This is a genomic window from Nocardia sp. NPDC001965, from assembly GCF_053594175.1.
The window spans coordinates 529,812-552,596 of the sequence record NZ_JBSFDZ010000001.1; the positions used below are offsets into that span (position 1 = coordinate 529,812).

Below are 22,785 nucleotides of genomic sequence, written 5' to 3' on the forward strand. Positions count from 1 at the left end.
CGCCGCCCGATCGGCTCTCCGTCGAGATCCCGGGCACGCGCGGCACGGGCGAGTTTCGCAGGGCACACATTCCGCATTTGTGGCCTCCGGAGCCAGTCCAGTGACCTGCCAGTGGCTCTGTACCGGAGGTCCAGTGTCCGGGATGCTCGTCGTATGATCCGACGTCTCACCGCACTGTTCGCCGGCCTCTGGCTGTACGGCTTCTCGATGGCCGTGATGATCCGTGCCGCAGTGGGTCTGGACCCCTGGGACGTTTTCCACCAGGGGGTCACCCGGCACCTGCCGATGAGCTTCGGCACGGTGACCGCGTTGACGGGCCTGGTGGTGCTACTGGCCTGGATTCCGTTGCGTCAGTGGCCCGGAGTGGGCACGGTGAGCAATGTGGTGCTCGTCGGGGTATCCGTCGATGTGGGGCTGCTCCTGCTCCCGGAGTGGGAGTCGCTTCCGGTGCGGCTGGTCGCGATGACGCTCGCGGTCGTCCTGAACGCACTCGCCAGCGTGCTGTACATCGGCGCGGGACTCGGCCCGGGCCCCCGCGACGGCCTGATGACCGGTCTGGTCCGGCGGACCGGGCGGTCCATCCGGCTGGTGCGGACCACCCTCGAAGTATCGGTCCTGATCACCGGCTGGCTCTTGGGCGGCAGTGTCGGCGTCGGCACCGTGGTCTACGCGGTCGCCGTCGGACCGCTCATCCAGCTCATGGTTCCCCTGGTCGCCGGGCGGCTTCCCGGCTTCGACGACCCCCGGACACCGGAGACAGGGCGGCCCACCGCCGAGACCGGCCCGGCCGCACGGAGCGACGGGCCGGCACAAGGCGTGCTCGGAGAACCGGGGCCCGAGACACCGGGCATCGAGTGGGCGATACCGGGAGTCGGCAGCGCCCACTCGCCGAATATCGGGCTCAGTCGCCGAAGGCGTCCTTGACCTTCTCCCCCGCATCCTTCAAGTTGGACTTGACCTGGTCGGCCTTGCCCTCGTTCTCTTTCTCCTTGTCGCCGGTGGCCTGTCCGAGCTTTTCCTTGGCCTGACCGGCGAGATCTTCGGCCTTGTTGTTGAACTTGTCCGTCGCACTCATCGCCTGTCCCTTTCGTCGGCTGCCCGGCCGCTGTCCGGCCGTCGTGGGGCGGTTAACCAGCGAGCGCGGTCCCAAACAGCTGGTCGGGAACCGGTCCGGACAGCCCACCCACCGGCCGCCGGTCCGCGCACTTCCGGCGTGTTCTCCAGCGGTGGTGGCGTACTACTCGCCCGTAGCGTCGCGCGTGCCTATCCTCCTCCGATGACAACGGAGTCGGGAACCGTACATCCGTCCACCTGAGCAGATCGGCAGGCCGTGAACGCCACAACCATCGACCCCCTCCCGACCCCGGCCGCATCCGGCAGGCGGCCCGAGGCGATCCATCGTTTCCTCGTCAAACCCGCCGACGCGGGGATCGCCGCAGCAGTGGACGGCGGGAAACTCCTCGAATGGATCGACAAGGTCGCCTATGCCGCGGCAGCCCAGTGGAGTGGGCGCTACTGCGTCACCGCCTACGTGGGCAATATCCACCTCGACCGGCCGATCGCGGTGGGCGAACTGGTCGAACTGCACGCGAATCTCGTCCATACCGGGCGAACGAGTATGCATATCCTGGTCAGCGTCTATTCGACCGACCCGACGCGGCAGAAACCGGTCCAGACGGCCCAGTGCCTGACCATCTTCGTCGCCGTCGACGACGAACGCCGGACCGTCGCGGTACCCCAGTGGGAACCGTCCACGATCCTCGAACTGAGCCGCCACCGGCAAGCCCGGGCCCGCGTCTCGGTCCGTAAGCGGATCGAGGAGGCCATGGCGGCGCAGCGGTATACGGCGGGTGGGACCGCACCGAGCGCGACGCTGCGCTTCCTCGCGGCACCGTCGGATATCAACTGGGGCGGCAAGGTGCACGGCGGCCGCACGATGGGATGGATCGACGAGGCCGCCTACGTCTGCGGCGCCGATTGGGCCGGGCAGCATGTGATCACCTCGTATTTCGGCGGGATCCGCTTCTACCGGCCGATCGTCATCGGCCATATCGTGGAGGTCACCGCGCGGCTCATCCACACCGGGCCGCGCAGTATGCACATCAGCGTGCACGTGACCTCGACCGACCCGCACTCCGACGAACCCGCGCTCGCCGCGCACGGCCTGGCGGTCGTGGTGGCGATCGACGCCAACGGCAAAGCCCGGCCGATCGAGCAGTGGACACCGGTTTCCGACGAGGACCGCTCCCTGGCGGCACACGCGCGGCATCTGATCGATCTGCGAGCGGCGGTCGAGCCGTTCGCCACCGCCGCCGATCTCCCCGCCGACGCAGAGCCCAGCCACTTCCGCACAGCGGTTCCCGGCTGAACCGGAGCAGGCATTGCCGGCCGGGCGGAGCCGCGACACCGGCTGTGCGGGCTCCGCCGGTCACGCGCGTATCGCCGACTCCGGTCGATCCGCCCGGGTGGTGCCGGATCGGCGCTTCGCGCGTCCCCCGGTGGTGCGGCACGGGTCTAGGCGGCGCCTTCCGATTCCGGCGCCGGTCGGCCGGCGGAGCCCGGCACGGGCGGGGCGACACCGTATTTCAGGAGGGGCACGATCGTGGTCCGGACGAAGCCGCGCGCTTCGTCCGGATCGGTGAAGTCGACACCGCCGACGCCCGGTGTGAGCATGAGCGAATGCGCCAGCCGGGCAACGAGTTCGGCGACCGGCCGGGGGTCGTAGTGGTCGATCAGTCCGGCGGATTGCGCCTGGCCGAGCATACCGACGATGTAGTCGATCCCGATCGCCACCAATCGCTCACCCTGCACGGTGTAGAAGCCGAGCGCCTCCTCCGGCGCGACCCGGAGCAGTTGCGTGACGAGGCGGTGGATCCGGGTCTGCAGCAGAACGTGCAGCATCGTCTCCTCGATCCGGGTGTCGACGTCCGTGGCGCCGGCGGCGATCGCGGTGACCTCGGTCAGCATTCGCTGCGTCTCCCGCTGAAGTACCGCTTCGACCAGGTTGTCCTTCCCGGCGAAGCGCCGGTGGATGGTGATCCGGTTGATCCCGGCCCGCCGCGCGATATCCTCCAGACTCGCCCGCCTGATCCCGACCTGCAGGATCCGCTCCAATGCGGCGTCCATGATCGCTTCGTCGACGCTGTCACCACTCTCCGCCATGTAACCAATATACAAATTCGGTTACATACGGGACGCACTCCGGTGCGTGGCGGCCCGGCGCCACGCGGCACTGCGCAGCAGGCGCAGACCGTTGAGCCCGACGATGATCGTGGAACCCTCGTGGCCCGCCACTCCGAGCGGTAGCGGCAGCTCGCCGACAAGATCCCACACCACCAGCACCACGATGAAGGATCCCGCGATCACCAGATTCGCGACCACGATCCGGCGGGCCCGCCGGGCCAGCGCGATCACGGCGGGAAGAGCGGTGAGGTCATCACGCACCACCACCGCGTCGGCTGCCCGGAGCGTGAGGTCCGATCCGGCCCCACCCATGGCGATACCGACGTCCGCGGCGGCGAGCGCGGGTGCGTCGTTGAGACCGTCGCCCACGACCGCCACCCCGGCACCGCCGGCGCGTAAGCCGCGGACAGCGGCGACCTTGTCGGCCGGCAACAGCCCGGCACGGATATCGACGATGCCCAGCCCGGCGGCCACCCGATCGGCGGCGGCCCGGTTGTCACCGGTCAGCAGCACCGGGGCGGTCCCGGTGAGCCGCCGCAGCGCATCGACCGCGGCCGCGGCCTCCGGACGCACCTCGTCGGCAAGGGCGAGGACCCCGAGCGGGGTGCCGTCGCAGGTCACCACGACCGCCGTATGGCCCCGGGCCTGCATCGCCGCCACCGCGGCGGTGACCGCCGCGGTGGCGGCGATGGGCTCCCTTTCCGACGGCGGCCGCGGCGACCCGACCTCGACCAGGCGGCCGTCGACCCGGGCGCGCACACCACGGCCCGGATGGGCACGGAATTCGTGCACCGGCGGCACCTCGAGCCCCCGCGCACGAGCGGCCCGGACAACGGCCCCGGCGAGCGGGTGTTCGCTGCGTCGTTCCACTGCCGCCGCGAGCCGGAGCACCTCGGCGGCACCGAACGACTCGGTGGCGCACCATATCTCGGCGACCTCGGGTGTGCCCGCGGTCAGCGTGCCGGTCTTGTCGAACGCCAGCAGCTCGGTGGTGCCGAGCCGCTCCAGCACGACCGCCGATTTCACCAGGACACCGTGCCGCCCGGCGGTGGCGACAGCGGCCAGGAGCGGGGGCATGGTGGCCAGCACCACCGCGCACGGGGAGGCGACGATCATGAACGTCATCGCGCGCAGCAGTGCCCGCACCAGGGTGTCGCCGAACAACAGCGGCACCGCGAATATCACCGGGGTGGCGACCACCATCGCCAGCGAATAGCGCTGTTCGATCTTCTCGATGAACAGCTGGGTGCGGGCCTTGGTGCGGCTCGCCTCTTCCACCAGCGAGGCGATCCGGGCGACCACCGAATCCGCGGCCCGGCGGTCGACCCGGATCAGCAGCGAGCCGGTGCCGTTGAGTGTGCCCGCGAACACCTCGTCACCGGCGGATCTGTCCACCGATAGCGGTTCGCCGGTAATGGTGGCCTGGTCGACTTCGCTACTACCGGATACGACCGTGGCATCGGCGGCGATCCGTTCCCCGGGCCGGACCAGAACCGTATCGCCGATCTCCAGATCCGCGACCGCGACCGACTCCTCCGCGTCGGCCGCGTCGACCCGGGTCGCGGTGTCCGGCGCCAGGTCCAGCAGTCCGCGCACCGAATCCTCGGTGCGCGCGGTCCCGAACGCCTCCAGCGCGCCCGAGGTCGCGAAGATGACGATCAGCAGCGCACCGTCCCCGACCTGGCCTATGGCCGCGGCGCCCAGGGCGGCGGCGACCATGAGCAGGTCCACGTCCAGGGTCCCGGAACGTAACGCGCGGAGCCCGGCCACGGCCGGTTCCCAACCGCCGGCCGCACAGCAGGCCAGGTACAGCGACCACCACAACCAGACCGGGGCATCCAGCAGCTGCATCGCGACACCCGCCGCGAACAGTGCGACCGATGTTGCCGCCCATCGTGTTTCGGACAGCGCGAAGAGCCCGGTGCGGCGCGCCCGGGCCGCCGGCGCGGTTCCGGCCGCCCGGGCGGTAGGCGTGTACATCGGAACGACCACGGATCACCTCCATAGCGGAACAGTGCCGCCGACGTTAGCAGAACACATGAAGATGTCTTCATTTATGCTGGTTGATATGCTCCTCACTTATGGGACACGGGGTCGAAGGCCGGGACCGGCCGACCGCACGGCTGGACGCCGACGCGGCAGGCCGGGTGGCGACCACACTGCAGGCGCTGGCCACGCCGAGCCGGCTGTTGATCCTGAGCGAACTGCGCCAGGGACCGCTACCGGTGACCGAGCTGGCGGCCGCGGTCGGGATGGAACAGTCGGCAGTCTCTCATCAGCTGCGATTGCTCCGGAACCTCGGCCTGGTCACCGGCGCCCGGGCCGGGCGCAGCATCGTCTACAGCCTCTACGACAACCATGTGGCCCAGCTGCTCGACGAGGCGATCTACCACAGCGAACATCTGCGCCTGGGCCTCGCCGACCGCCCGGAAGCCGCCGGCTGAGCGGATCGCCGCACCGCGCACTCCGCCCGGGAAGTCGCGAATCCTCAGTCGTGATCCGGTATTCCGCGCACATGATGCTCGGCGGCGTTCAAGGCTTCGACCAACAGCCGGCGCACGTGCCCGCCACGGGTGCGGTACAGCATGCGCCGACCGTCCCGCCGCCGGAGCACCAGCCCGGCCAGTTCGAGTTTGGCCAGATGCTGCGATACCGCCGGCCGGGCCAGCGATACCTGTTCGGCCAGCGAGCCGACATCCAGCTCCGCGCCGCTGAGCAGCCACAACAGCCGTAGCCGGGTGGGGTCGGCCAGCATCCGCATGGCCGTCGACGCCGTCTCGACCAGTTCCGGGGGCGGCAGCTCGGACCAATGACTACTACTATCATGTGCGTACACGAGCACATATTCTGCCGGTGCTCGTCGCGGATCGAGGAGTCGCGCGTGTCACTGTTCGGCCATCGCGCCTACCGGCGTCTGTTCACGGCGCAGGTCTCGGCATTGTGCGGAACCGGGCTCGCGACCGTGGCACTGGGGCTGCTCGCCTATCAGCTCGCGGGAAGTGACGCCGGTCTGGTTCTCGGCACCGCACTCGCCGTCAAGATGGTCGTGTACGTCTCGGTGGCCCCGATCGCGGCGGCCCACGCCGACCGGTTACCGCGCCGGGCGCTACTGGTCGCATTGGACCTGGTGCGCGTGGCCGTCGCGCTGAGCCTGCCGTTCGTGACCGAGGTGTGGCAGGTATACCTGTCGGTCGCCGCGCTGCAGACGGCGTCGGCCGTGTTCACCCCGGCTTTCCAGGCCGCGCTGCCGGATATCCTGCCCGACGAACGCGACTACACCCGGGCGCTGTCCGCGTCGCAACTCGCCGCCACCATGGAGACCCTGCTCAGCCCGCTGGTGGCGGCGCTGTTGCTCACGGTGCTGGACTTCCACCGCCTGTTCGCCGGGACCGCCCTGGGTTTCCTCGCCTCCGCGGCACTGGTGGCCGGAACCGCGATCCCCGATGCCGCACCACGCGCGGCCACGGGGATATGGGACCGCACCGCCGCCGGGATGCGGATCTTCGCCGCCACCCCGCGGCTTCGGGGCTTGCTCGGTGTGGACCTGGTGGTGGCCGCGGCCGGATCCGTGGTGATGGTGAACACCGTCAACTATGTGCGCGATGTCCAGGGCGGTTCACCGTCCGATGTGGCGGTACTGCTGGCGGCCAACGGGTTCGGCACGATGGGCGCCGCGCTGGTGCTGCCCGCGGTGCTGGACCGGGTCCGCGACCGCTCGGTCGTGCTGGCGGGCGCGGCGGCACTCGTCCTGGGCACGGCGGCCGCGATCTTCCTGGCATCCGGCGATATCGGCGGCCGGGCGGCCGCTCTCGCGGTCTGGGCGCTCATCGGCGCGGGCACCGGGCTGGCGATCACCCCGGTGGGCCGGATACTGCGCCGCTCCGCACGGCCGCAGGACCGGCCGGCCCTGTTCGCGGCTCAGTTCTCGCTATCGCATCTGTGCTGGCTGCTCACGTACCCGATCGCGGGCGGACTCGCCACCTCGGTGGGTTTCGCCACGACCTGGATCGTGCTCGCCGTCCTGGCCGGCACCGGGCTGATCGCCGCGGTCCGGTACTGGCCGCGGCACGACCCCGCGGCACTCGGCCATGTACACGACGAACGGGCCGATCCGGATCATCTGCACGACGCGGTCCCGGTGGGAGCGCATACCTACCGGCACACCCACGCCTTCGTGATCGACGACAACCACCGCCGCTGGCCCACAACGGTCGGTTAACCGGCGAGCCTCCGGTTGGTGACCCGCAGCTGCCGGGCGGTCGTCGCCGCCAGCGTCCGCGTCTCGGCGAGAGTCAACCGCCCACACAGGCTGTCCCAGTGCAGCGCGACCAGCTGCCCCGGAGCCGCATCGGGGACAGCGCAGAATCCGTCGTCGTCCCGGACCGGGACCGGGACCGGCTCCGCCGTGCCCAGGAACAATCGGTTCCCGTCGAAGCGCAACCGGCGACGCAGCACCGTCAGGTCGTCGCCGCGCCGGGCCGCCACCGTGCCCCAGCTGATCCGGCAGGAATCGAGCACCCGGAGCGGCTGGTCCCCACCACGACCGAGCAGCCGGGTCCACGGATAGATACCGAATACATGGAAGCAGTGATTGGCGGCCGCCTCCAGGGCCAGCGCGGCGTCGTCCAGGTACTGCCAATAGTTCCCGGCCGCCGGGCCGATGACGGCCAGCAGCTCGGTGACGAACGCGGCCGGATCCAGGTCCGCGCCGATACCGCCACCCAGCCAGTACGAACCGACGAGCCGATGATCGAGCGGATCGGCGATACCGGTCATTCGCGACATCACCCGGAGATAGGGCCAGGCTCCCGTGAAGCTGCGGGCCGCCGCCCGGACCATCTCGTCGGAGCCCGTGCGCAGGGCCGAGGTCCCGGCCGGTCCGCAGTAACCGAGCCGGTTGGGCGCGTAGGCGAACCGGGCGAACATCTCGGCTCCCCGGGTGGCGACCGCGTGTGCACTCACGGATCCACCAGCAGTCCGCGCCGCCACCGTTGTTCGACATCTCCGAAACGCCAGACCGCGACAGCGCCCGCCCAGGTCAGTACGAACAGGCCGACGATGATGAAACCCATCGCGCCGAGATCGAGCGAACCGATCCACGCGAGCGGACCGCTGGTGAGGTCCAGTTTCTCGGCCATGATCGAGATGATCTCCTGCGCCCCGATCAACAGGGCTACCGCGACCGACAGTCCGGTGACCACGAAGTTGTAGTAGATCTTGCGCACCGGGCCCGCGAACGCCCAGCCGTAGGCGTAGTTCATGAAGGTCCCGTCCAGCGCGTCGAACAGCGACATGCCCGCCGAGAACAACACGGGCAGGACGAGAATCGCGTACCAGGGCAGATCGGTGGCCGCGGCGCCACCGGCGATGACCAGCAGCCCCACTTCGGTGACGGTGTCGAAACCCAGCCCGAACAGCAGGCCCACCGGATACATCTGCCACGGTTCACGCACCGCGCGCATCAGTGGCCCGAAGATCCGGTTCAGTGCCCCGCGGTCGTCCAGCCGGCGTTCGAGTTCGGCTTCGTCGTATCGGCCGCCGCGCATCCCGCGGAAGACCCGCCAGATCCCGATCAGCGATACCAGATTCAGCAGGCCGATCAGGATGAGGAAGGTGCCCGAGACGCCGGTGCCGAAGACACCCGTCCACTGCTGCAACCGCGAATTGTCGTCCTGCAGATTGACCGCGAGCGCCTTCACACCGGCCGCGAGCAGCGCGACCAGGACGAACACGATGGTGGAGTGCCCCAGGGAGAACCAGAACCCGACCGAGAGCGGCTTCTTCGCCTCGGCGACCAGTTTGCGGGTCGTATTGTCGATGGCGGCGATATGGTCGGCGTCGAACGCGTGCCGCATGCCCAGCGTGTAGGCCGTGATCCCGAGTCCGGCACCGAATACCGCGCCGTCCACGAGATAACCGCCCGGCATCACGAGCAGGAACAGCGTCGCGAACCCGATCACGTGCAAGACGGCGATCGTGCACCCCATCCCGGTGACACTGCGCCGCTGTGCCGGGTCCAGCTCCGACCAGCCCCGCCGTAGGGCCGCCACCGATATCCGCACCACCGGATACCTCGTTTCTTCCGGGCGGCGGATCCGATCGGCCCGTCGCGTCAACAGATCCGTGGCAACTGCTCACCGGCCGGCAGGTCCACCACGCGGGTGCCGCCGAGCGCGGTGCGCGCCACCACCATTCCCGGATGCTCCTCGACACAACTGCCGATCACCGCCGCACGTGCGCCCAGCGGATGCGCGCGCATGGCGGCCAGGACCCGCTCCGCGTCCGCGGCCGGGACGAAGGCGACCAGTTTGCCCTCGTTCGCCACGTACAGCGGATCCAGGCCGAGCAGTCCGCAGGCGTCACGTACCGCCGCCGGGACCGGTAGCGCCGTCTCGTCCAGCGATACGCCGATCCCGGCGGCACGGGCGATCTCGTTCAGCGTCGCGGCCACCCCGCCGCGGGTGGGATCGCGCAGCACGTGCAGATCGGCACCGGTGTCCAGCATCGCCGACACCAGTCCGGCCAGCGGCGCGGTATCGCTGAGCACCGTGGTGCCGAATTCCAGTCCCTCCCGGCAGCTCATGACCGCGATGCCGTGCACGCCGATATCCCCGCTCACGATGACGATATCGCCGGGTGCCGCCCGCTCGGGCCGGATATCGACCCCGTCGGCGAGAACACCGATACCGGCGGTGTTGATGAAGATCCCGTCGCCGTGCCCCGCGTCGACGACCTTGGTGTCACCGGTCACCAGCGAAACACCGGCCGCCGCCGCGGCGGTGCCGAGCGCCTCGGCCACCCGGGCGATCTCGGACAGCGCGGTACCCTCCTCGAGGATGAACGCGGTGGACAACACCAGCGGTCGCGCACCGGCCATCGCCAGATCGTTCACCGTACCGTTCACCGCCAGCTCGCCGATCGAACCACCGGGGAACACCAGCGGTTTCACCACGAAGGAGTCGGTGGAGAAGGCCAGCCGGGTGTCGCCGATCGCGAGCACCGCCGAATCCCCCATTCCGGCGTCGGCGGCCGCGCCGAAGGCGGGCAGGAACAGATGCTCGATCAGTTCGCCCGACATGGCACCACCGCCACCGTGACCCATCACGATATTCGGCGCGTCACGTAACGGCATGGGGCAGACCCAGCCGTCCACGTCGACAGCCGGCGCCGCGGGGATACTCAGATCCTCACGCATGGGCCACCTCCGCGGGCAGGTCCAGCCGGCGGTACAGGTAGTAGGCGGCGCACGCGCCCTCCGAGGACACCATGGTGGCGCCCAGCGGATTGCGTGGCGTGCACTGGGTGCCGAACGCGGCGCATTCGTTCGGTTTGATCAGCCCCTGCAATACCTCGCCGGACCGGCAGACCGCCGACTCCGCCGCATGCAGCTCGCCGACGGAGAACCGGTATTCGGCGTCGTATTCGCGGTAACGCTCGGCGAGCCGCCAACCACTGCCCGGAATCATTCCGATACCGCGCCAGGCCCGGTCGGTGACCTCGAAGACATCGTCCAGCATGGCCTTGGCGGCAGGATTTCCGGCGTCGGAGACCGCGCGCGGATAGGCGTTCTCCATCTCGTGCCGACCGGCCTCGAGCTGTGCCACCGTGCGGCGGATACCTTCGAGGATGTCCAGCGGCTCGAAACCGGTGACCACCATGGGCACCCGGTAGCGCTCGGCCAGCGGCGGATACTCCTGGGTGCCCATCACCGTGCACACATGCCCGGCGAGCAGGAAAGCCTGGACCCGGCACTGCGGCGACTCCATGATGGCGGCGATCGCCGGCGGAACCAGCACATGCGATACCAGCAGCGAGAAGTTCTCGATACCGAGCCGCTGGGCCTGGTATACGGTCATCGCGTTGGCCGGGGCGGTGGTCTCGAACCCGATCCCGAAGAACACGACCTGCCGGTCCGGATTGGCCTTGGCCAGTTCCAGGGCGTCCAGCGGCGAGTACACCACCCGGACGTCGCCGCCTTCGCTCTTCACGTGGAACAGATCCTTCTCGCTGCCCGGAACGCGCAACATATCGCCGAACGAGCAGAAGATGACCCCGGGCCGCGCGGCGATCTCGAGCGCCTTGTCGATGACCTCCAGCGGGGTGACGCAGACCGGGCAGCCCGGACCGTGGATCATCTCGATCTGATCCGGTAGCAGCTGATCGATCCCGTGCCGGATGATCGAATGCGTCTGCCCGCCACATACTTCCATGATCGCCCACCGGCGGTCGGTGGTGGCGCGGATCCGGTCGAGAAGTTTCTTCGCCAATTGCGGGTCACTGAATTCGTCCAGGTATTTCACGTCTCCTCCTCGGGGTCGCGCTGCCGCGGCCGCTCCGGGTTGTCCACTCCCGCCTGCGCCGCCGCGACGGCGAAACCGTCGCCGAACTCCTCGTTCAGCACCCCGAGGTGTTCGAATTCGGCCAGGGTCGCCAGCGCCGATTCCTCGTCCAGCCGCTGGATGGCGAATCCGACGTGCACGACGACGTAGTCACCGATCGCGGCATCCGGGATGTACTGCAGGCATACGTCTTTGTGCACGCCGCCGAAATCGACGACCGACATCAGGGTGCCGTCGCGCTCCTCGAGGCTGAGCACCTTTCCGGGAACTGCCAGGCACATGATCGTCCTCCTTCTCCACTCAGCCCGCGGCCACCGCGAGCACCTGTCCGAACGCCAGTCCGCCGTCGTTGGGGGGGATCCGGTGGTGGGTGAGCACCGTGAACCCGTTCTCCCGCAGCAGCCGGCGGGTGGCCGACAGCAGCAGCGCGTTCTGGAACACGCCGCCCGAGAGGGCGACGGTCGTGCCCGGACCCGCACACTGCAGCGCCGCATCCAGCACCAACCGGGCGACGGCGGCGTGGAAGCGGGCGCCGATCACTGCCGCGGGTCGTCCGCTCGCGGTATCGGCCACCACCGCCGCGATCACCGGGGCGGGATCGATCGACGCCGGGTCACCGGTATCGACCGCGAACCGGTACTCGCCGCCACCGGTCTCGCCGGACCGGGATACACCTTCGAGTTCGATGGCCGCCTGTGCCTCGTACTCCACGATGTGCCGGATTCCGGCCAGCGACGCCACCGCGTCGAACAACCGCCCCATACTCGAGGTCGGCACGCAGCCGAGTCCCGTCTCGAACTGGTGGACGAGCACCGCGCGTTCGGCAACCGGACAGGCCCGGACCGCGGGGATGGCGGGTGACCATTCGATCCCCGCCGCCCACAGCTGCGCCAGCGCCATCCGGTACGGCCGGCGCACACTCGTGTCGCCGCCGGCGAGCGGCACATACTTCAGATGCGCCAGCCGCCGGTAACCCTTGTATCCGGCGGCCAGGATCTCCCCGCCCCAGACGGCACCGTCGGGACCGAACCCGGTGCCGTCGAACGCGATTCCCAGCACGGTCTCGGCCGGGCCGAGCCCGTGCTCCCCCATCACGGCGGCGATATGCGCATGATGGTGCTGTACGGTGCGCACCGGGCGATCGTTCGCATTGCGATGAGCCCACTCCGTGGAGCGGTAGCCCGGATGCGTATCGGCGGCGAGCTGGACGGGATGTACACCGGTGAGTTCCCGGAGATGACGTTCGGTGGCGTCGAACGCGCGCAACGTCGCCAGATCGTCCATATCGCCGATGTGCTGGCTCAGCCAGGCGTATCGGCCGTCGGCCACCGCGCAGACATTCTTCAGATCGGCTCCCACGGCGAGCGTCGGGGCGACCGGTACCGGCAGGGCGAGCGGTAGCGGCGCGTAACCGCGCGAGCGGCGCACCGGGGATTCGGCACCGTCGACCAGGCGCACCACCGAATCGTCGCAGGGCACCAGGATCCGGCGGTTGTGCCACAACCATCCGTCGGCGAGACCGGCCAGGCGTTCGCCGGCGTCCAGATCGTCGTAGCAGATCGGTTCGCTGCTGCGGTTGCCCGAGGTCATCACCAGGACATCGGGTCCGGCCGGGTCACCGGGTAGACCGAACAGCAGCGTATGCAGGGGGGTGTAGGCCACGAGCACCCCCAGATCCGGGTTGTCCGGAGCGACCGAGGCGGCGACCCGCCGCGCACCGCGCGGCAGCAGGACGATCGGGCGCTGCGGCCCGGTCAGCAGCGCGGCGGCCGCGTCGTCGACGCCGGCGATCCGGCGGGCGGTCGCGAGATCGGGCACCATGACCGCGAAAGGTTTACCGCCACGGCGTTTCCGGCGCCGCAACTCGGCCACCGCGGTCTCGTTGCTCGCATCGCAGGCCAGGTGGTAGCCGCCGATCCCCTTCACCGCCAGGATTCCGCCCGATCGCAGCAGTTCCCGGGCCGCGGCCAGCGGCTCGTCGCCGTCCGCTCCGGTGTAGAACAGGCGTGGACCGCAGTCGGGGCAGGCAATGGGCTGGGCGTGGAAGCGGCGGTCAGCGGGATCGTGGTATTCGCGGGCGCACCGATCGCACATGGGGAAATCGGCCATCGAGGTATTCGCCCGGTCGTAGGGCAGTGCCGCGATGATGGTGAACCGCGGCCCGCAGTTCGTGCAGTTGACGAAGGGGTGACGATAGCGGCGGTCGGCAGGGTCGCGCAGTTCGGCGGCGCACGCCGGGCAGAGCGCGATATCCGGTGAGGCGAGAGTGCGGCCGGTGCCGACCGTCGTATCCGCGATATGGAATCCGGTACCGCCGCGTAGCGCGATCTCGGTCCGCTCGACCGATTCGATCACCGCCAGCGGCGGCGGCGAGTTCCGCAGCCGTCCCTCGAATTCCGCGAGATCGTCCGGGCGCCCCTCGATCTCGATGAGCACGCCACTGCTGTCGTTGGACACCCGGCCACTGAGCGACAGCTCCGCGGCGGTGGTGTAGACGAACGGCCGGAAGCCCACGCCCTGCACCACACCACGCACCACGAACCGCCGGCGTGCCCGCCCCGCGCTCACGGCTGCTCACCGCTTCCGAGCATGCGCAATCCGGCCATCGCCGCGGCCGCGCCCGCCTCGTCGGTCTTCTCGACCACGAAACCCATATGGATGATCACCCAGTCACCGGGGCGGGCCGGATCGTCCTCGAGCAGGCCGATGTTCACCCGGCGCTGCTCACCGGATACGTCCACCAGCGCGATCTGCCGGTGGTATCCGTCCGGTATCGCGACGACCCGGCCGGGAATCCCGAGGCACACGGTCACACCTCCTGACGTGATCGCAGCAGGTCGGCGACCACCCGCTGGACTGCCTGCGCGGCCGCGTCCACCGCGTTCGCGACCGGTACCGACAGGCCGATCCGCTCGTCCACCGACTCGACTTGGCAGCCGACGATCACGGTGGGCGGTACCGTGCCGCCCAGTGCCCGGACACCGGCGAAAACGGCGGCCGGATTCATCGCATGCGCGTCGAGTCCTCCGGCGGCGGTGTCGCCGGTCTCGGCCCGCAACACTTCCACCCGTCCGGGTGTGCCGCGATCGGGCACCGCGTCGACCAGGACGAGCGCGGCCCAGTCGTCGAGCAGGTCGTAGGCCAGGTGCATCCCGCGGATGCCGTAGTCCACCACCCGTACTCGCGGTTCGTCCGCACAGCGCAGCCGGCGCACCACCTCGGAGCCGAACCCGTCGTCGCCGAGGAAGAAATTGCCGATTCCGGCGACCAGCACCCGATCCGTCATCTCACATATGGCGGATCTTGAGGTACCGGCGCATATCCGGTATCGACCGGACACCGATGTACACACCGATCGCCGCCGCCACCGCGGCGACACCGGTCGCGATCATTCCCACGGTTGCCATTGCGGGCCTTCCTTTCCGTTGTCCTCACTGTGGAGGGGCTCGATTTCGTCGGGCGCGAAATACAGGTAGCGGCCGAACCATTCGTGCAGGTCGGCGGCAGGATCGTCGTCGAGTACGACACCGACGTGGACCTCGCCGTCGACATCGGCGTGCACCGTGGTCACCCGGGCCGCAGCGTTGTCGAAGAACAGATCCTGGGCATCCGCGCGCCGGGCGGGATGCAGTCGCACCGGGCTCCCGCGCGCGACCCGGACCCCGTTGATCGTGACCGCGTCCGATTCGGGGCGCACGGCGCTGTCGGCGACCGGGTCCCACCAGTCGAGGCCGTCGGGCACCTCCGGGACGAGCCGGGGTTCGGCGGGGTGCGGTGACCGCAGGACGCCGTGCAACTGCCCCATCTCCTCTGGTGTCATTTCCTCGCACCGGTCGACGAGTCGGGCGGCCTGTGGGTCGGTGGCGCGGGCCTGCGCCTTCTCGTCGTCGGTCATGGTCAGCACCCGCAGGGTGAGGATTTCGTCGATCTCGGTGGAGTCGAACAGCGGCCCCGGGCTCTGCTCGGCGATCTCGGGATGGTCGTAGAGGATGATCGGCGCGATCAACAGCAGGGAACGGTCACCGGCGGGCCCGGCCAGCACCGGGAACCAGCGCTGCCGGGTGCAGCGTCCGGCCGCTGCGGCGGCATCGGGCGGCGGATCGAGCAGGGAGACGAACTCGGTACCGACCGCTTCGGCCAGGATGTGGGCGCCCAGCGGTGAGCGGGCGAGGGCGTCCGCGGCGTCGGACGCGGGCGCACCGGTATTGCGCGCCACGAGAGTCACCCGCAGACAGCCACCGTCGGGTTCCGCGGACAGCGATACCTGGGCGTCGAGAGCCGCGCGGGTGCGTATCAGCCGGCCCGCCACCTCGCCGCCGGCACCGATGATCGGCTCGGCCTCACGCCCGGCGGCGATATGAACCGGCCACGTCCGGGAGCCAGGCGGCACCGGCCCCAGCTCGATTTCCTGTTCCACGGCCTCGTCCCAGGTGATCCACCGGCGATCCCCGGTATCCAAGCGGTCGACCGCGACGCCCGCGGCGTTCTCGACCGTTCGCCGCTGCGCTTGCAGGAAGCGGAAGGTGACGGTGATCTCGGCAGTATCGGCCGGCCGCATCAGGAACTGCGCCGACATCGTCGATTCCTCACCCAGCCCGGCGGCCGCCGCGCCAACGGGTCCGAGCACTCCGAACTGCCAGCGGGAATGATTCTTCGCCGAGCCCGCCCGGTACGGATAGAGCAGATAGCCCTCGTAGAGGACCGCATCGGCCACCGCACGTGCCCGGGCACGTGCGGTCGACGCCGGGGAACTCATGGGATCTCCTCCGCCGAACCCGCCAGTAGCCGGGTCACCGCCTCGTCGTAGCCGAGCAGGCCGTGCGCCGTCTTGTAGGCGGACAGGCTCTCCAGGGTGTCGGAGGTGAGCCGGACCCAGCCCGAGTTGGGGAAATGCCCGGTCATCAGGTCCGACCAGACCGCGACCGGCATGTCGTACTTGTCCTCGCGATCCCAGGGCACCTGCTGGATCGCGAAACCCGTGCTCCCCTTGATGAACACGGTCCCGCTGAACAGGAAGACCAGCGGCACGGTGCCCTCGCGCAGCGCGTGCAGATATTTGGACGCGGCGACTTCGAAGTCGTAGGTGCACGGCATCGGCAGATCCACCTCGGCGCCGCCACTGAAACCGGGCACCATCGTCGCGCAGTGCATCCACAGAAAGGTGCGCTGGGTATCGGTCCAGCGTTCCCGCGGCCCGAACAGGTCGACCAGGCCGTCGCCTTCGGCGTCGGTGTAGGCCCGGCGGCGCGGTTCGATCCGCACCTGCGCACGGAGCGCGATCGCGTGCACCGGTTCCTCGGCGAGCGCGGCGATCCCGATACGCGCGGACAGATTCGGGACCACCGCATACGGTTCGGGCCGGATGTCGAGGACGGCGAAGGTGGTGGAATACGCGGGACTCATCGGCCACCCCCGGCGCGCGCGTGGGCGCGCATGGAGACGAAGAACTCGTCGAGGTACCGGCGCGCGTCCCGGCCACCGTCGAATCCGCGCCACAGGATGCGCATCCGCCCGACGAACTCGTAACAGACGTCGATCGGCAGCACCAGGCATTCACCGCCGGAGCTCTCGTGCTCGGGCATCCGGATGAGCAGCGCCTCGACATCGTCGGCGAGTTCGCCGAGTTCGGGATGGTGTTCGAGCAGGGCGCGCCAACCGGTGAGCGGGAGTTCGGACTCGGTGGCGCCGGCCGGGCCGGGATAGAACGCGAAGGTCCGGTCCTGTGCCGAGTTCCGCAAGAAGAACGCCAGGCCCACCGGGATCTCCAGCGCCTCCCATTCCGCGCGCTCGATCGTCAGGTCCGGGAAGGCGAGGTACCGGTCCGGTACGGCGCGATAGCGCAGCGCGGCCTGTCGGTCGGTGAACAGCAGATAGCAGGCCCGGCAGACGCACATCAGCTGCCGCGCACCGATATCGACCACATGCTGATGCGGTTCACCGATCGGTTCGGCACACATATCGCAACCCGGTGCGGCGGCCGCGGCGGGCGCCGCCTCGGCCGCGATCCGGCGCAGCGCGCCGAACGGCGTACTCACCCGCCGACCCCCACGGGAACGGCCAGCGAGAGCCCGCCGGACCGCATCAGTACCGGCAGCGGTTCGAGGTGCCCGGCGCCGTCGAGACGGTCACCGGCGTGCACCATATCGAAACGCGCGTGGCAGTGCGGGCATCGCAGTACGGCGTCACCGACCGGATAGCCGACCCGGCGTTGCAGCACGGCCCCGGCCAGCGAACCTTCGCAGGCGGGACAGTGATCCCGATAGACGTAGAGTTCGTCGCCGACCCGGCCTGCCAGTACCGCTACGCCGGCAACCTCGAAACCGCCGATCTCCCCGGCCGCGAGATCGTCCAGTTCCGGCACCACCACCCACCGGCCCGATCGCGGCTCGTCGGTGTGCACGCGCGCGAACAGCGACTCCGCAGAGAAAACACCCGGTTCGGCCGGTTCGGCAGCGGCGGCGACCACCTCGATGGACTCGATCTCCGGGGCCGCGGTGCGGATGGCTTCCTCGACCGCGAGTTCGAGAGTCACCGACGACGACGGGCAACTGCGGCAGCTACCGGTCAGCTCCAGCCGCACTACGCCGCCGGCGACGCCGAGCAGGGTCACATCGCCCCCATGGGAGCCCAGATAGGGACGGACGCTGTCGAGCGCCGAACGGACGCGGGTATCGATACCGTGCGGATGCAGCCCGTGTACCAGCAGCAGGCTGGCCACCAGATCGTCATCGGCCAGCCGTGCCAGCGTTTCGCTGTCGAGGGCCGCCACGAGCCGGGACAGTCCCGCGCCGTAGAGATCGACGATCTCGCGCACGAGTTGCTCGGACCGTCCCTGCGCCACCGGTCCTCCGGCGGCGCAGGCCTCGAGCAGCGAGTCGATCCGGTCACCGGCCGTCCGCCACCGGTTGTCATCCGGTGGGGGCCGCTCCGGACCGTCTCGAGGTTCCGCCACTGGAATCTCCCCTCTCGGGCCCGGTCATTCTCCGGTCAGTGTCTGCGTCGGAGAATGCAGCGTATCCAGGCTCTGTCCCTTGCCGAGGTACATGTGCACCCCGCAGGGCAGACAGGGATCGAAACTGCGCACAGTGCGCATGATGTCGATCCCTTTGAAGTGCTCCCGGTCGTTCTCCTCGAAGATCGGCTGGCCCTGTACCGCGTCCTCGTAGGGGCCGGGGGTCCCGAAGCTGTCGCGCGGGTTGGCATTCCACGGGGTCGGCGGATACGGGTGATAGTTGGCGATCTTGCCGTCGCGGATCACCATATGGTGGGAGAGCACACCGCGGACGGCCTCGGTGAACCCGCAGCCGATCCCTTCGTCGGGCACCTCGAAGGACTCCCAGGTCTTGGTGTTACCGGCTCTTATCTCGGCGAGTGCCTGCTCGGCGAAATGCAGCGCGCACGCCGCCGCGTAGGCCTGGAAGTAGGTGCGCGCCCGATTGCGCTCGATGGTGTTGCTTCCGTGCGCGGGAATCTTCCATTCCAGCTCCACCGGTCCTTTCAGCGCGGTCTTGGGCAGATTGATCTGCACACTGTTGCCGGTGGATTTCACGTACCCGATATCGACCAGGCCCGCGAGCGCGGTCGACCACAGCCGGGCCAGTGGGCCACCACCGGTGTCCAGGGCGAGATGGTCGGTGCCGTCGAACCAGCGCGGTGACATCACCCAGCTGTACTTGTCGTCCAGTTCGCGTTTCTGCGGTTTGGGATTGGTGTGCTGGTTCCACGGGTGGCGCCGGTCCACCGGGTTGCCGAGCGGGTCATGTTCGACGAACATCTCCTGATCGGTCCAGTCCTCGTAATACGAACTGCCGAGCAGGATCCGGATACCGAGGTTGATATCGACCAGCGACGTGGTGAGCAGTTCGCCGTCCACCACGATTCCCGGTGTCACGAACATCCGGCGGCCCCAGTCCTCCATATCCTTGTATTCGAAATTGCATACTTCCGGGTCCTGGAAGGAGCCCCAGCAGCCGAGCAGGGTGCGCCGCAATCCGACCTTCTCGTAGCCGGGTATCGCCTCGTAGAAGAAATCGAACAGGTCATCGTGCATCGGTACGACCTTCTTCATGAACTCGACATAGCGCATCAGCCGGGACATGTAGTCGGTCATCAGCTGGATCGTCGCCACCGTGCCCACGCCACCGGGGTACAGCGTGGACGGATGCACATGCCGGCCTTCCATCAGGCAGAACATTTCCCTGGTGTAGCGGCTGACCTGCAGGGCTTCCCGGTAGAACTCACCGGTGAACGGGTTCAGGGCGCGCATGATGTCGGCGATCGTGCGGTACCCGTGCGCTTGGACGTGCGGAGCCTCGGCGTGCTCCGCCCGCGCCAGCACGGCGGGATTGGTCTCGGCGACCATCTTCTCGCAGAAATCCACGCCGACCAGATTCTCCTGGAAGATATTGTGGTCGAACATGTACTCGGCCGCTTCACCGAGGTTGACGATCCATTCGCCCAGATGCGGCGGTTTCACACCGTAGGCCATGTTCTGGCAGTAGCAGGAACAGGTCGCGTGATTGTCCCCGCAGATTCCACAGATTCGGCTGGTGATGAAATGCGCGTCCCGTGGATCCTTACCACGCATGAACAGCGAATAGCCGCGGAAGATAGAGGACGTGCTGTGGCATTCGACCACTTCGTGGTTGTCGAAATCTATTTTGGTGTATATACCGAGGCTGCCGACGATCCTGGTGATCGGATCCCAGGCCATCTCGACCAGACTGTCCGGTTCGATCGTGCGGTGCGACGGCTCCGGAATGATCTGAGTCATCAGAAGCTCCTTCAGGGCAGGTTCATGGTTCCGCGGAGGCCGAAGCGAAGGCGGAGGTATCGCAACATCGAAACTCCTTCGGGCTGAGTTCATGCGATCCGCGGAGGCCGGAGCGAAGGCGAAGGTATCGCAGTATCGCACTACCAGGTGCGGGTGGCGCCGGTTTCCAGCTTTCGTCCGCGATGCCGCCAGCGCGGCTCCTTGTCGACGGTCCGGCCGGTGATATGGCGCAGGCTGCGGACCACCGAGCCGTACAGGCCGGACGCGCTCGACGAGAGTTTGCCACCCGGCGGTTCGTCCATGAACGGCATGAATTTGTCGGGGAATCCCGGCATGGTGCAGCCGATACAGATACCGCCCACGTTCGGGCAGCCGCCCACACCGTTGATCCAGCCACGTTTGGGCACATTGCATTTGACGACCGGTCCCCAGCAGCCGAGTTTCACTATGCATTTCGGCGAACCGTATTCGGTCGCGAACTCACCCTGCTCGTAGTATCCGGCGCGATCGCAGCCCTCGTGCACGGTGGCGCCGAAAAGCCATCGTGGCCGCAATGCCTCGTCCAGCGGGATCATCGGCGCCTGATCGGTGGCCATGTAGAGCAGATAGGTCAGCGTCTCGGACAGATTGTCGGGCTGGATCGGGCAGCCGGGTACACATACGATCGGGATTCCGGCTTTGCTCTTCCAATCCCAGCCGAGATAATCGGGCACCCCCATGGCGCCGGTCGGGTTACCGGACATGGCGTGGATGCCGCCATAGGTCGCACAGGTCCCGACCGCGACCACCGCGGTGGCCTTCGGGGTGAGTCGATCCAGCCATTCGCTGGTCGTCATCGGCTGACCGGTCGCCGGATCGTTGCCGAATCCGCACCAATAGCCGTCCTCGTGGAGTTGTTCGTTGGGTATCGACCCTTCCACCACCAGCACGAAGGGGTCGAGTTCTCCGCGATCGGCCTTGAAGAACCATTCGAGGAAATCGTCGGCGCCACCGGCGGGGCCGCATTCGAAATCGATCAGCGGCCAGTGCACGGCGATTTTCGGCAGTCCGGGGAGGGCGCCGAGCGCGATCTCCTCGACACTGGGCTGGGTGGCGGCGGTCAACGCCACCGAATCACCGTCGCAACTGAGGCCGGCATTGATCCACAGCACATGGATCACAGTTTCTTCAGCTCGGACCGCTTCCTGGGTAGGCATAGGCTGCCACCTTCCGGAGTCGAAGCGGGGACTGGCCGTTCCGGCTCATAGACCACGGATTGTGACTCTGATCACAACAGTCTAGACGGGGTTACCCGCACCCTCAAGGCTCGTGGCGACCGCCCGGCGCCGGTCCACGAGCCATTCGTACCAGCGGTCGAGCCCTTCGCCCGCGGTGACCGAGACCGGAACGACCTCGACACCCGGGTTCACCGCACGCGCGTACGCGGTACACGCGCCGAGATCGAAATCGACGTAGGGCAGCAGATCGATCTTGTTCACCAGCACCAGACCGGCAGCGGCGAACATATGCGGGTACTTCAGCGGTTTGTCCGTCCCCTCGGTCACCGAGATCATCACCACCTTCCGGTCCTCACCGAGATCGAACAGCGCCGGGCAGACGAGATTGCCCACGTTCTCGATGAACAGCAGGGTGCCGGGCGCGGGATCCAGCGCACGCAACGCCCGCATGGTCATATCGGCATCCAGATGACAACCGGCCCCGGTATTGACCTGCGCCGCCCGCGCGCCGGTCGCCGCGATCCGCTCGGCATCACGCTGGGTTTCCTGATCACCTTCGATCACGGCGATCGGGACATCGGACAGGGCGCGAATCGTCTGTTCGAGCAGGCTGGTCTTCCCGGCGCCCGGGGAGCTGGTCATATTCAGCGCCACGATCCCACGGCCGCGCAGCCACTCCCGGTTGTGCTGGGCGAGGTGGTCGTTCTTCGCGAGCACCTTCTGCTCGAGCGATACCGTCTCGGTCGCCGAGGTACGGGTGCGAGCATCCGCACCGCCGTGCTCGTGCGTGTGCTCGTGGGAGTGCTCGTGGGAGTGCGGCGGCTCGTCCCGGCCGTGTTCGTGTTCTCGATCGGCCGTTCCGTCGCGCCCGACCGTGATCACCCCTACCGTGTCGTTTCCACATCCGCAGGTTGCGCACATTCTCGGCTCACTTCCATCGACCGGATCCGCAGGTCTCGACCCGCTCCTATCTCCACATCCGCGCTTCCGCACGCGCAGAGCAGGAACAGATCGGTGACGGAGAAGTCCGCACCGCAGTCGCGGCAATGCGCCGCACCCGGTACGCACCGGATATCCAGCTTGGCGCCGTCGGCGACGGTGCCCTCGGCCGCGATCTCGAAAGCGAATCGCAGGGCATCGGGTACAACGGCGGTCAACACCCCCACATCGACAGCCACGCGATACACCGCACGCCCCGCCGCGTGGTCACACACGGCGTCGATGACACTCTGCGCAATCGCGAGTTCGTGCATCACGCTCTCGACTCGTCGAG

At 68.4% G+C, this 22,785-nt stretch carries 25 protein-coding genes; 4 read left to right on the forward strand and 21 right to left on the reverse strand.

Going from position 1 to position 22,785, the window contains the following annotated elements:
• Positions 1-153: 153 nt before the first annotated feature.
• A complete protein-coding gene (gene yczE, locus ACWCPQ_RS02405) occupies positions 154-924 on the forward strand; it encodes a membrane protein YczE (protein WP_449893813.1) in 771 nt (256 codons plus the stop codon).
• Here yczE and ACWCPQ_RS02410 read toward each other — a convergent pair.
• Positions 902-1,075, reverse strand: coding sequence for a CsbD family protein (locus tag ACWCPQ_RS02410; RefSeq protein WP_449893815.1), 174 nt, complete (start codon positions 1,073-1,075; stop codon positions 902-904). The genes yczE and ACWCPQ_RS02410 overlap by 23 nt on opposite strands.
• Positions 1,076-1,330: 255 nt before the next feature.
• Here ACWCPQ_RS02410 and ACWCPQ_RS02415 point away from each other — a divergent pair, with 255 nt between their 5' ends.
• Positions 1,331-2,368, forward strand: a complete 1,038-nt coding sequence (locus ACWCPQ_RS02415; RefSeq protein ID WP_449893816.1) for an acyl-CoA thioesterase — start codon at positions 1,331-1,333, stop codon at positions 2,366-2,368.
• 146 nt (positions 2,369-2,514) lie between these two features.
• On the opposite strand, the gene ACWCPQ_RS02420 is transcribed toward ACWCPQ_RS02415, so the two are convergent.
• Positions 2,515-3,162, reverse strand: a complete 648-nt coding sequence (locus ACWCPQ_RS02420) for a TetR/AcrR family transcriptional regulator (protein WP_449893818.1) — start codon at positions 3,160-3,162, stop codon at positions 2,515-2,517.
• 21 nt (positions 3,163-3,183) lie between these two features.
• Positions 3,184-5,163, reverse strand: a complete 1,980-nt coding sequence (locus ACWCPQ_RS02425) for a heavy metal translocating P-type ATPase (protein WP_449894391.1) — start codon at positions 5,161-5,163, stop codon at positions 3,184-3,186.
• A gap of 101 nt (positions 5,164-5,264) precedes the next feature.
• Here ACWCPQ_RS02425 and ACWCPQ_RS02430 point away from each other — a divergent pair, with 101 nt between their 5' ends.
• Entirely contained in the window at positions 5,265-5,627 is a 363-nt protein-coding gene (locus ACWCPQ_RS02430; protein WP_449893821.1) for an ArsR/SmtB family transcription factor, read from the forward strand.
• A 44-nt stretch (positions 5,628-5,671) separates the two neighbouring features.
• On the opposite strand, the gene ACWCPQ_RS02435 is transcribed toward ACWCPQ_RS02430, so the two are convergent.
• Positions 5,672-6,019, reverse strand: coding sequence for an ArsR/SmtB family transcription factor (locus ACWCPQ_RS02435; RefSeq protein WP_449893823.1), 348 nt, complete (start codon positions 6,017-6,019; stop codon positions 5,672-5,674).
• A gap of 45 nt (positions 6,020-6,064) precedes the next feature.
• On the opposite strand from ACWCPQ_RS02435, the gene ACWCPQ_RS02440 reads away from it, so the two are divergent.
• Positions 6,065-7,402, forward strand: a complete 1,338-nt coding sequence (locus tag ACWCPQ_RS02440) for an MFS transporter (protein WP_449893824.1) — start codon at positions 6,065-6,067, stop codon at positions 7,400-7,402.
• Here the strand turns inward: ACWCPQ_RS02440 and ACWCPQ_RS02445 are convergent.
• From ACWCPQ_RS02445 to ACWCPQ_RS02525, 17 genes are all read right to left on the reverse strand, one after another.
• Positions 7,399-8,145 carry a DUF6390 family protein gene (locus ACWCPQ_RS02445; protein ID WP_449893825.1) on the reverse strand — a complete coding sequence of 249 codons (747 nt, stop codon included), beginning with the start codon at positions 8,143-8,145 and terminating at the stop codon, positions 7,399-7,401. The two genes, ACWCPQ_RS02440 and ACWCPQ_RS02445, sit on opposite strands and share 4 nt — an antisense overlap.
• A complete protein-coding gene (locus ACWCPQ_RS02450; protein WP_449894392.1) occupies positions 8,142-9,203 on the reverse strand; it encodes a HoxN/HupN/NixA family nickel/cobalt transporter in 1,062 nt (353 codons plus the stop codon). Before ACWCPQ_RS02450 ends, ACWCPQ_RS02445 begins: the two co-directional genes overlap by 4 nt.
• 92 nt (positions 9,204-9,295) lie before the next feature.
• The gene (gene hypE / locus ACWCPQ_RS02455; protein WP_449893827.1) at positions 9,296-10,378 is read right to left on the reverse strand and encodes a hydrogenase expression/formation protein HypE; all 1,083 of its coding nucleotides are present in this window, start codon (positions 10,376-10,378) and stop codon (positions 9,296-9,298) included.
• The gene (gene hypD, locus ACWCPQ_RS02460; protein WP_449893830.1) at positions 10,371-11,483 is read right to left on the reverse strand and encodes a hydrogenase formation protein HypD; all 1,113 of its coding nucleotides are present in this window, start codon (positions 11,481-11,483) and stop codon (positions 10,371-10,373) included. Before hypD ends, hypE begins: the two co-directional genes overlap by 8 nt.
• On the reverse strand, positions 11,480-11,803 hold the full coding sequence (locus ACWCPQ_RS02465) for a HypC/HybG/HupF family hydrogenase formation chaperone (protein ID WP_449893831.1): 324 nt from the start codon (positions 11,801-11,803) through the stop codon (positions 11,480-11,482). Before ACWCPQ_RS02465 ends, hypD begins: the two co-directional genes overlap by 4 nt.
• 19 nt (positions 11,804-11,822) lie before the next feature.
• Positions 11,823-14,090, reverse strand: coding sequence for a carbamoyltransferase HypF (gene hypF, locus ACWCPQ_RS02470; RefSeq protein WP_449893832.1), 2,268 nt, complete (start codon positions 14,088-14,090; stop codon positions 11,823-11,825).
• The gene (locus tag ACWCPQ_RS02475; protein ID WP_449894394.1) at positions 14,087-14,329 is read right to left on the reverse strand and encodes a HypC/HybG/HupF family hydrogenase formation chaperone; all 243 of its coding nucleotides are present in this window, start codon (positions 14,327-14,329) and stop codon (positions 14,087-14,089) included. Before ACWCPQ_RS02475 ends, hypF begins: the two co-directional genes overlap by 4 nt.
• Positions 14,330-14,331: 2 nt before the next feature.
• Positions 14,332-14,808, reverse strand: coding sequence for a hydrogenase maturation protease (locus tag ACWCPQ_RS02480; protein WP_449893834.1), 477 nt, complete (start codon positions 14,806-14,808; stop codon positions 14,332-14,334).
• A gap of 1 nt (position 14,809) precedes the next feature.
• Positions 14,810-14,929, reverse strand: a complete 120-nt coding sequence (locus ACWCPQ_RS02485) for a DUF6893 family small protein (protein WP_449893835.1) — start codon at positions 14,927-14,929, stop codon at positions 14,810-14,812.
• Positions 14,911-16,278, reverse strand: a complete 1,368-nt coding sequence (locus ACWCPQ_RS02490; RefSeq protein WP_449893837.1) for a hypothetical protein — start codon at positions 16,276-16,278, stop codon at positions 14,911-14,913. The genes ACWCPQ_RS02485 and ACWCPQ_RS02490 overlap by 19 nt, the downstream gene beginning before the upstream one ends.
• Positions 16,275-16,925 (reverse strand): DUF6084 family protein, encoded by a 651-nt coding sequence (locus tag ACWCPQ_RS02495; RefSeq protein WP_449893839.1) that lies wholly within the window; start codon positions 16,923-16,925, stop codon positions 16,275-16,277. Before ACWCPQ_RS02495 ends, ACWCPQ_RS02490 begins: the two co-directional genes overlap by 4 nt.
• Positions 16,922-17,557, reverse strand: a complete 636-nt coding sequence (locus tag ACWCPQ_RS02500; RefSeq protein WP_449893842.1) for a DUF5947 family protein — start codon at positions 17,555-17,557, stop codon at positions 16,922-16,924. Before ACWCPQ_RS02500 ends, ACWCPQ_RS02495 begins: the two co-directional genes overlap by 4 nt.
• A complete protein-coding gene (locus ACWCPQ_RS02505) occupies positions 17,554-18,474 on the reverse strand; it encodes a NifU family protein (RefSeq protein WP_449893844.1) in 921 nt (306 codons plus the stop codon). Before ACWCPQ_RS02505 ends, ACWCPQ_RS02500 begins: the two co-directional genes overlap by 4 nt.
• A 24-nt stretch (positions 18,475-18,498) precedes the next feature.
• The gene (locus ACWCPQ_RS02510) at positions 18,499-20,295 is read right to left on the reverse strand and encodes a nickel-dependent hydrogenase large subunit (RefSeq protein WP_449893846.1); all 1,797 of its coding nucleotides are present in this window, start codon (positions 20,293-20,295) and stop codon (positions 18,499-18,501) included.
• Between the two features lie 140 nt (positions 20,296-20,435).
• Positions 20,436-21,491 (reverse strand): NADH-quinone oxidoreductase subunit B family protein, encoded by a 1,056-nt coding sequence (locus ACWCPQ_RS02515; RefSeq protein ID WP_449893848.1) that lies wholly within the window; start codon positions 21,489-21,491, stop codon positions 20,436-20,438.
• Positions 21,492-21,572: 81 nt separating this feature from the next.
• Positions 21,573-22,433, reverse strand: coding sequence for a hydrogenase nickel incorporation protein HypB (gene hypB / locus ACWCPQ_RS02520; RefSeq protein ID WP_449893850.1), 861 nt, complete (start codon positions 22,431-22,433; stop codon positions 21,573-21,575).
• On the reverse strand, positions 22,397-22,765 hold the full coding sequence (locus tag ACWCPQ_RS02525; RefSeq protein ID WP_449894395.1) for a hydrogenase maturation nickel metallochaperone HypA/HybF: 369 nt from the start codon (positions 22,763-22,765) through the stop codon (positions 22,397-22,399). Before ACWCPQ_RS02525 ends, hypB begins: the two co-directional genes overlap by 37 nt.
• Between the last annotated feature and the right edge of the window lie 20 nt (positions 22,766-22,785).

Excerpts from the sequence above, each read along its gene's own strand:
- yczE (WP_449893813.1), top strand. The coding sequence starts at position 154 with ATGATCCGACGTCTCACCGCACTGTTCGCCGGCCTCTGGCTGTACGGC.
- ACWCPQ_RS02410 (WP_449893815.1), bottom strand. The coding sequence starts at position 1,075 with ATGAGTGCGACGGACAAGTTCAACAACAAGGCCGAAGATCTCGCCGGT.
- ACWCPQ_RS02420 (WP_449893818.1), bottom strand. The coding sequence starts at position 3,162 with ATGGCGGAGAGTGGTGACAGCGTCGACGAAGCGATCATGGACGCCGCA.
- ACWCPQ_RS02425 (WP_449894391.1), bottom strand. The coding sequence starts at position 5,163 with ATGTACACGCCTACCGCCCGGGCGGCCGGAACCGCGCCGGCGGCCCGG.
- ACWCPQ_RS02430 (WP_449893821.1), top strand. The coding sequence starts at position 5,265 with ATGGGACACGGGGTCGAAGGCCGGGACCGGCCGACCGCACGGCTGGAC.
- hypE (WP_449893827.1), bottom strand. The coding sequence starts at position 10,378 with ATGCGTGAGGATCTGAGTATCCCCGCGGCGCCGGCTGTCGACGTGGAC.
- ACWCPQ_RS02465 (WP_449893831.1), bottom strand. The coding sequence starts at position 11,803 with ATGTGCCTGGCAGTTCCCGGAAAGGTGCTCAGCCTCGAGGAGCGCGAC.
- ACWCPQ_RS02480 (WP_449893834.1), bottom strand. The coding sequence starts at position 14,808 with ATGACGGATCGGGTGCTGGTCGCCGGAATCGGCAATTTCTTCCTCGGC.
- ACWCPQ_RS02485 (WP_449893835.1), bottom strand. The coding sequence starts at position 14,929 with ATGGCAACCGTGGGAATGATCGCGACCGGTGTCGCCGCGGTGGCGGCG.
- ACWCPQ_RS02490 (WP_449893837.1), bottom strand. The coding sequence starts at position 16,278 with ATGAGTTCCCCGGCGTCGACCGCACGTGCCCGGGCACGTGCGGTGGCC.
- ACWCPQ_RS02495 (WP_449893839.1), bottom strand. The coding sequence starts at position 16,925 with ATGAGTCCCGCGTATTCCACCACCTTCGCCGTCCTCGACATCCGGCCC.
- ACWCPQ_RS02510 (WP_449893846.1), bottom strand. The coding sequence starts at position 20,295 with ATGACTCAGATCATTCCGGAGCCGTCGCACCGCACGATCGAACCGGAC.
- ACWCPQ_RS02515 (WP_449893848.1), bottom strand. The coding sequence starts at position 21,491 with ATGCCTACCCAGGAAGCGGTCCGAGCTGAAGAAACTGTGATCCATGTG.
- hypB (WP_449893850.1), bottom strand. The coding sequence starts at position 22,433 with ATGTGCGCAACCTGCGGATGTGGAAACGACACGGTAGGGGTGATCACG.
- ACWCPQ_RS02525 (WP_449894395.1), bottom strand. The coding sequence starts at position 22,765 with ATGCACGAACTCGCGATTGCGCAGAGTGTCATCGACGCCGTGTGTGAC.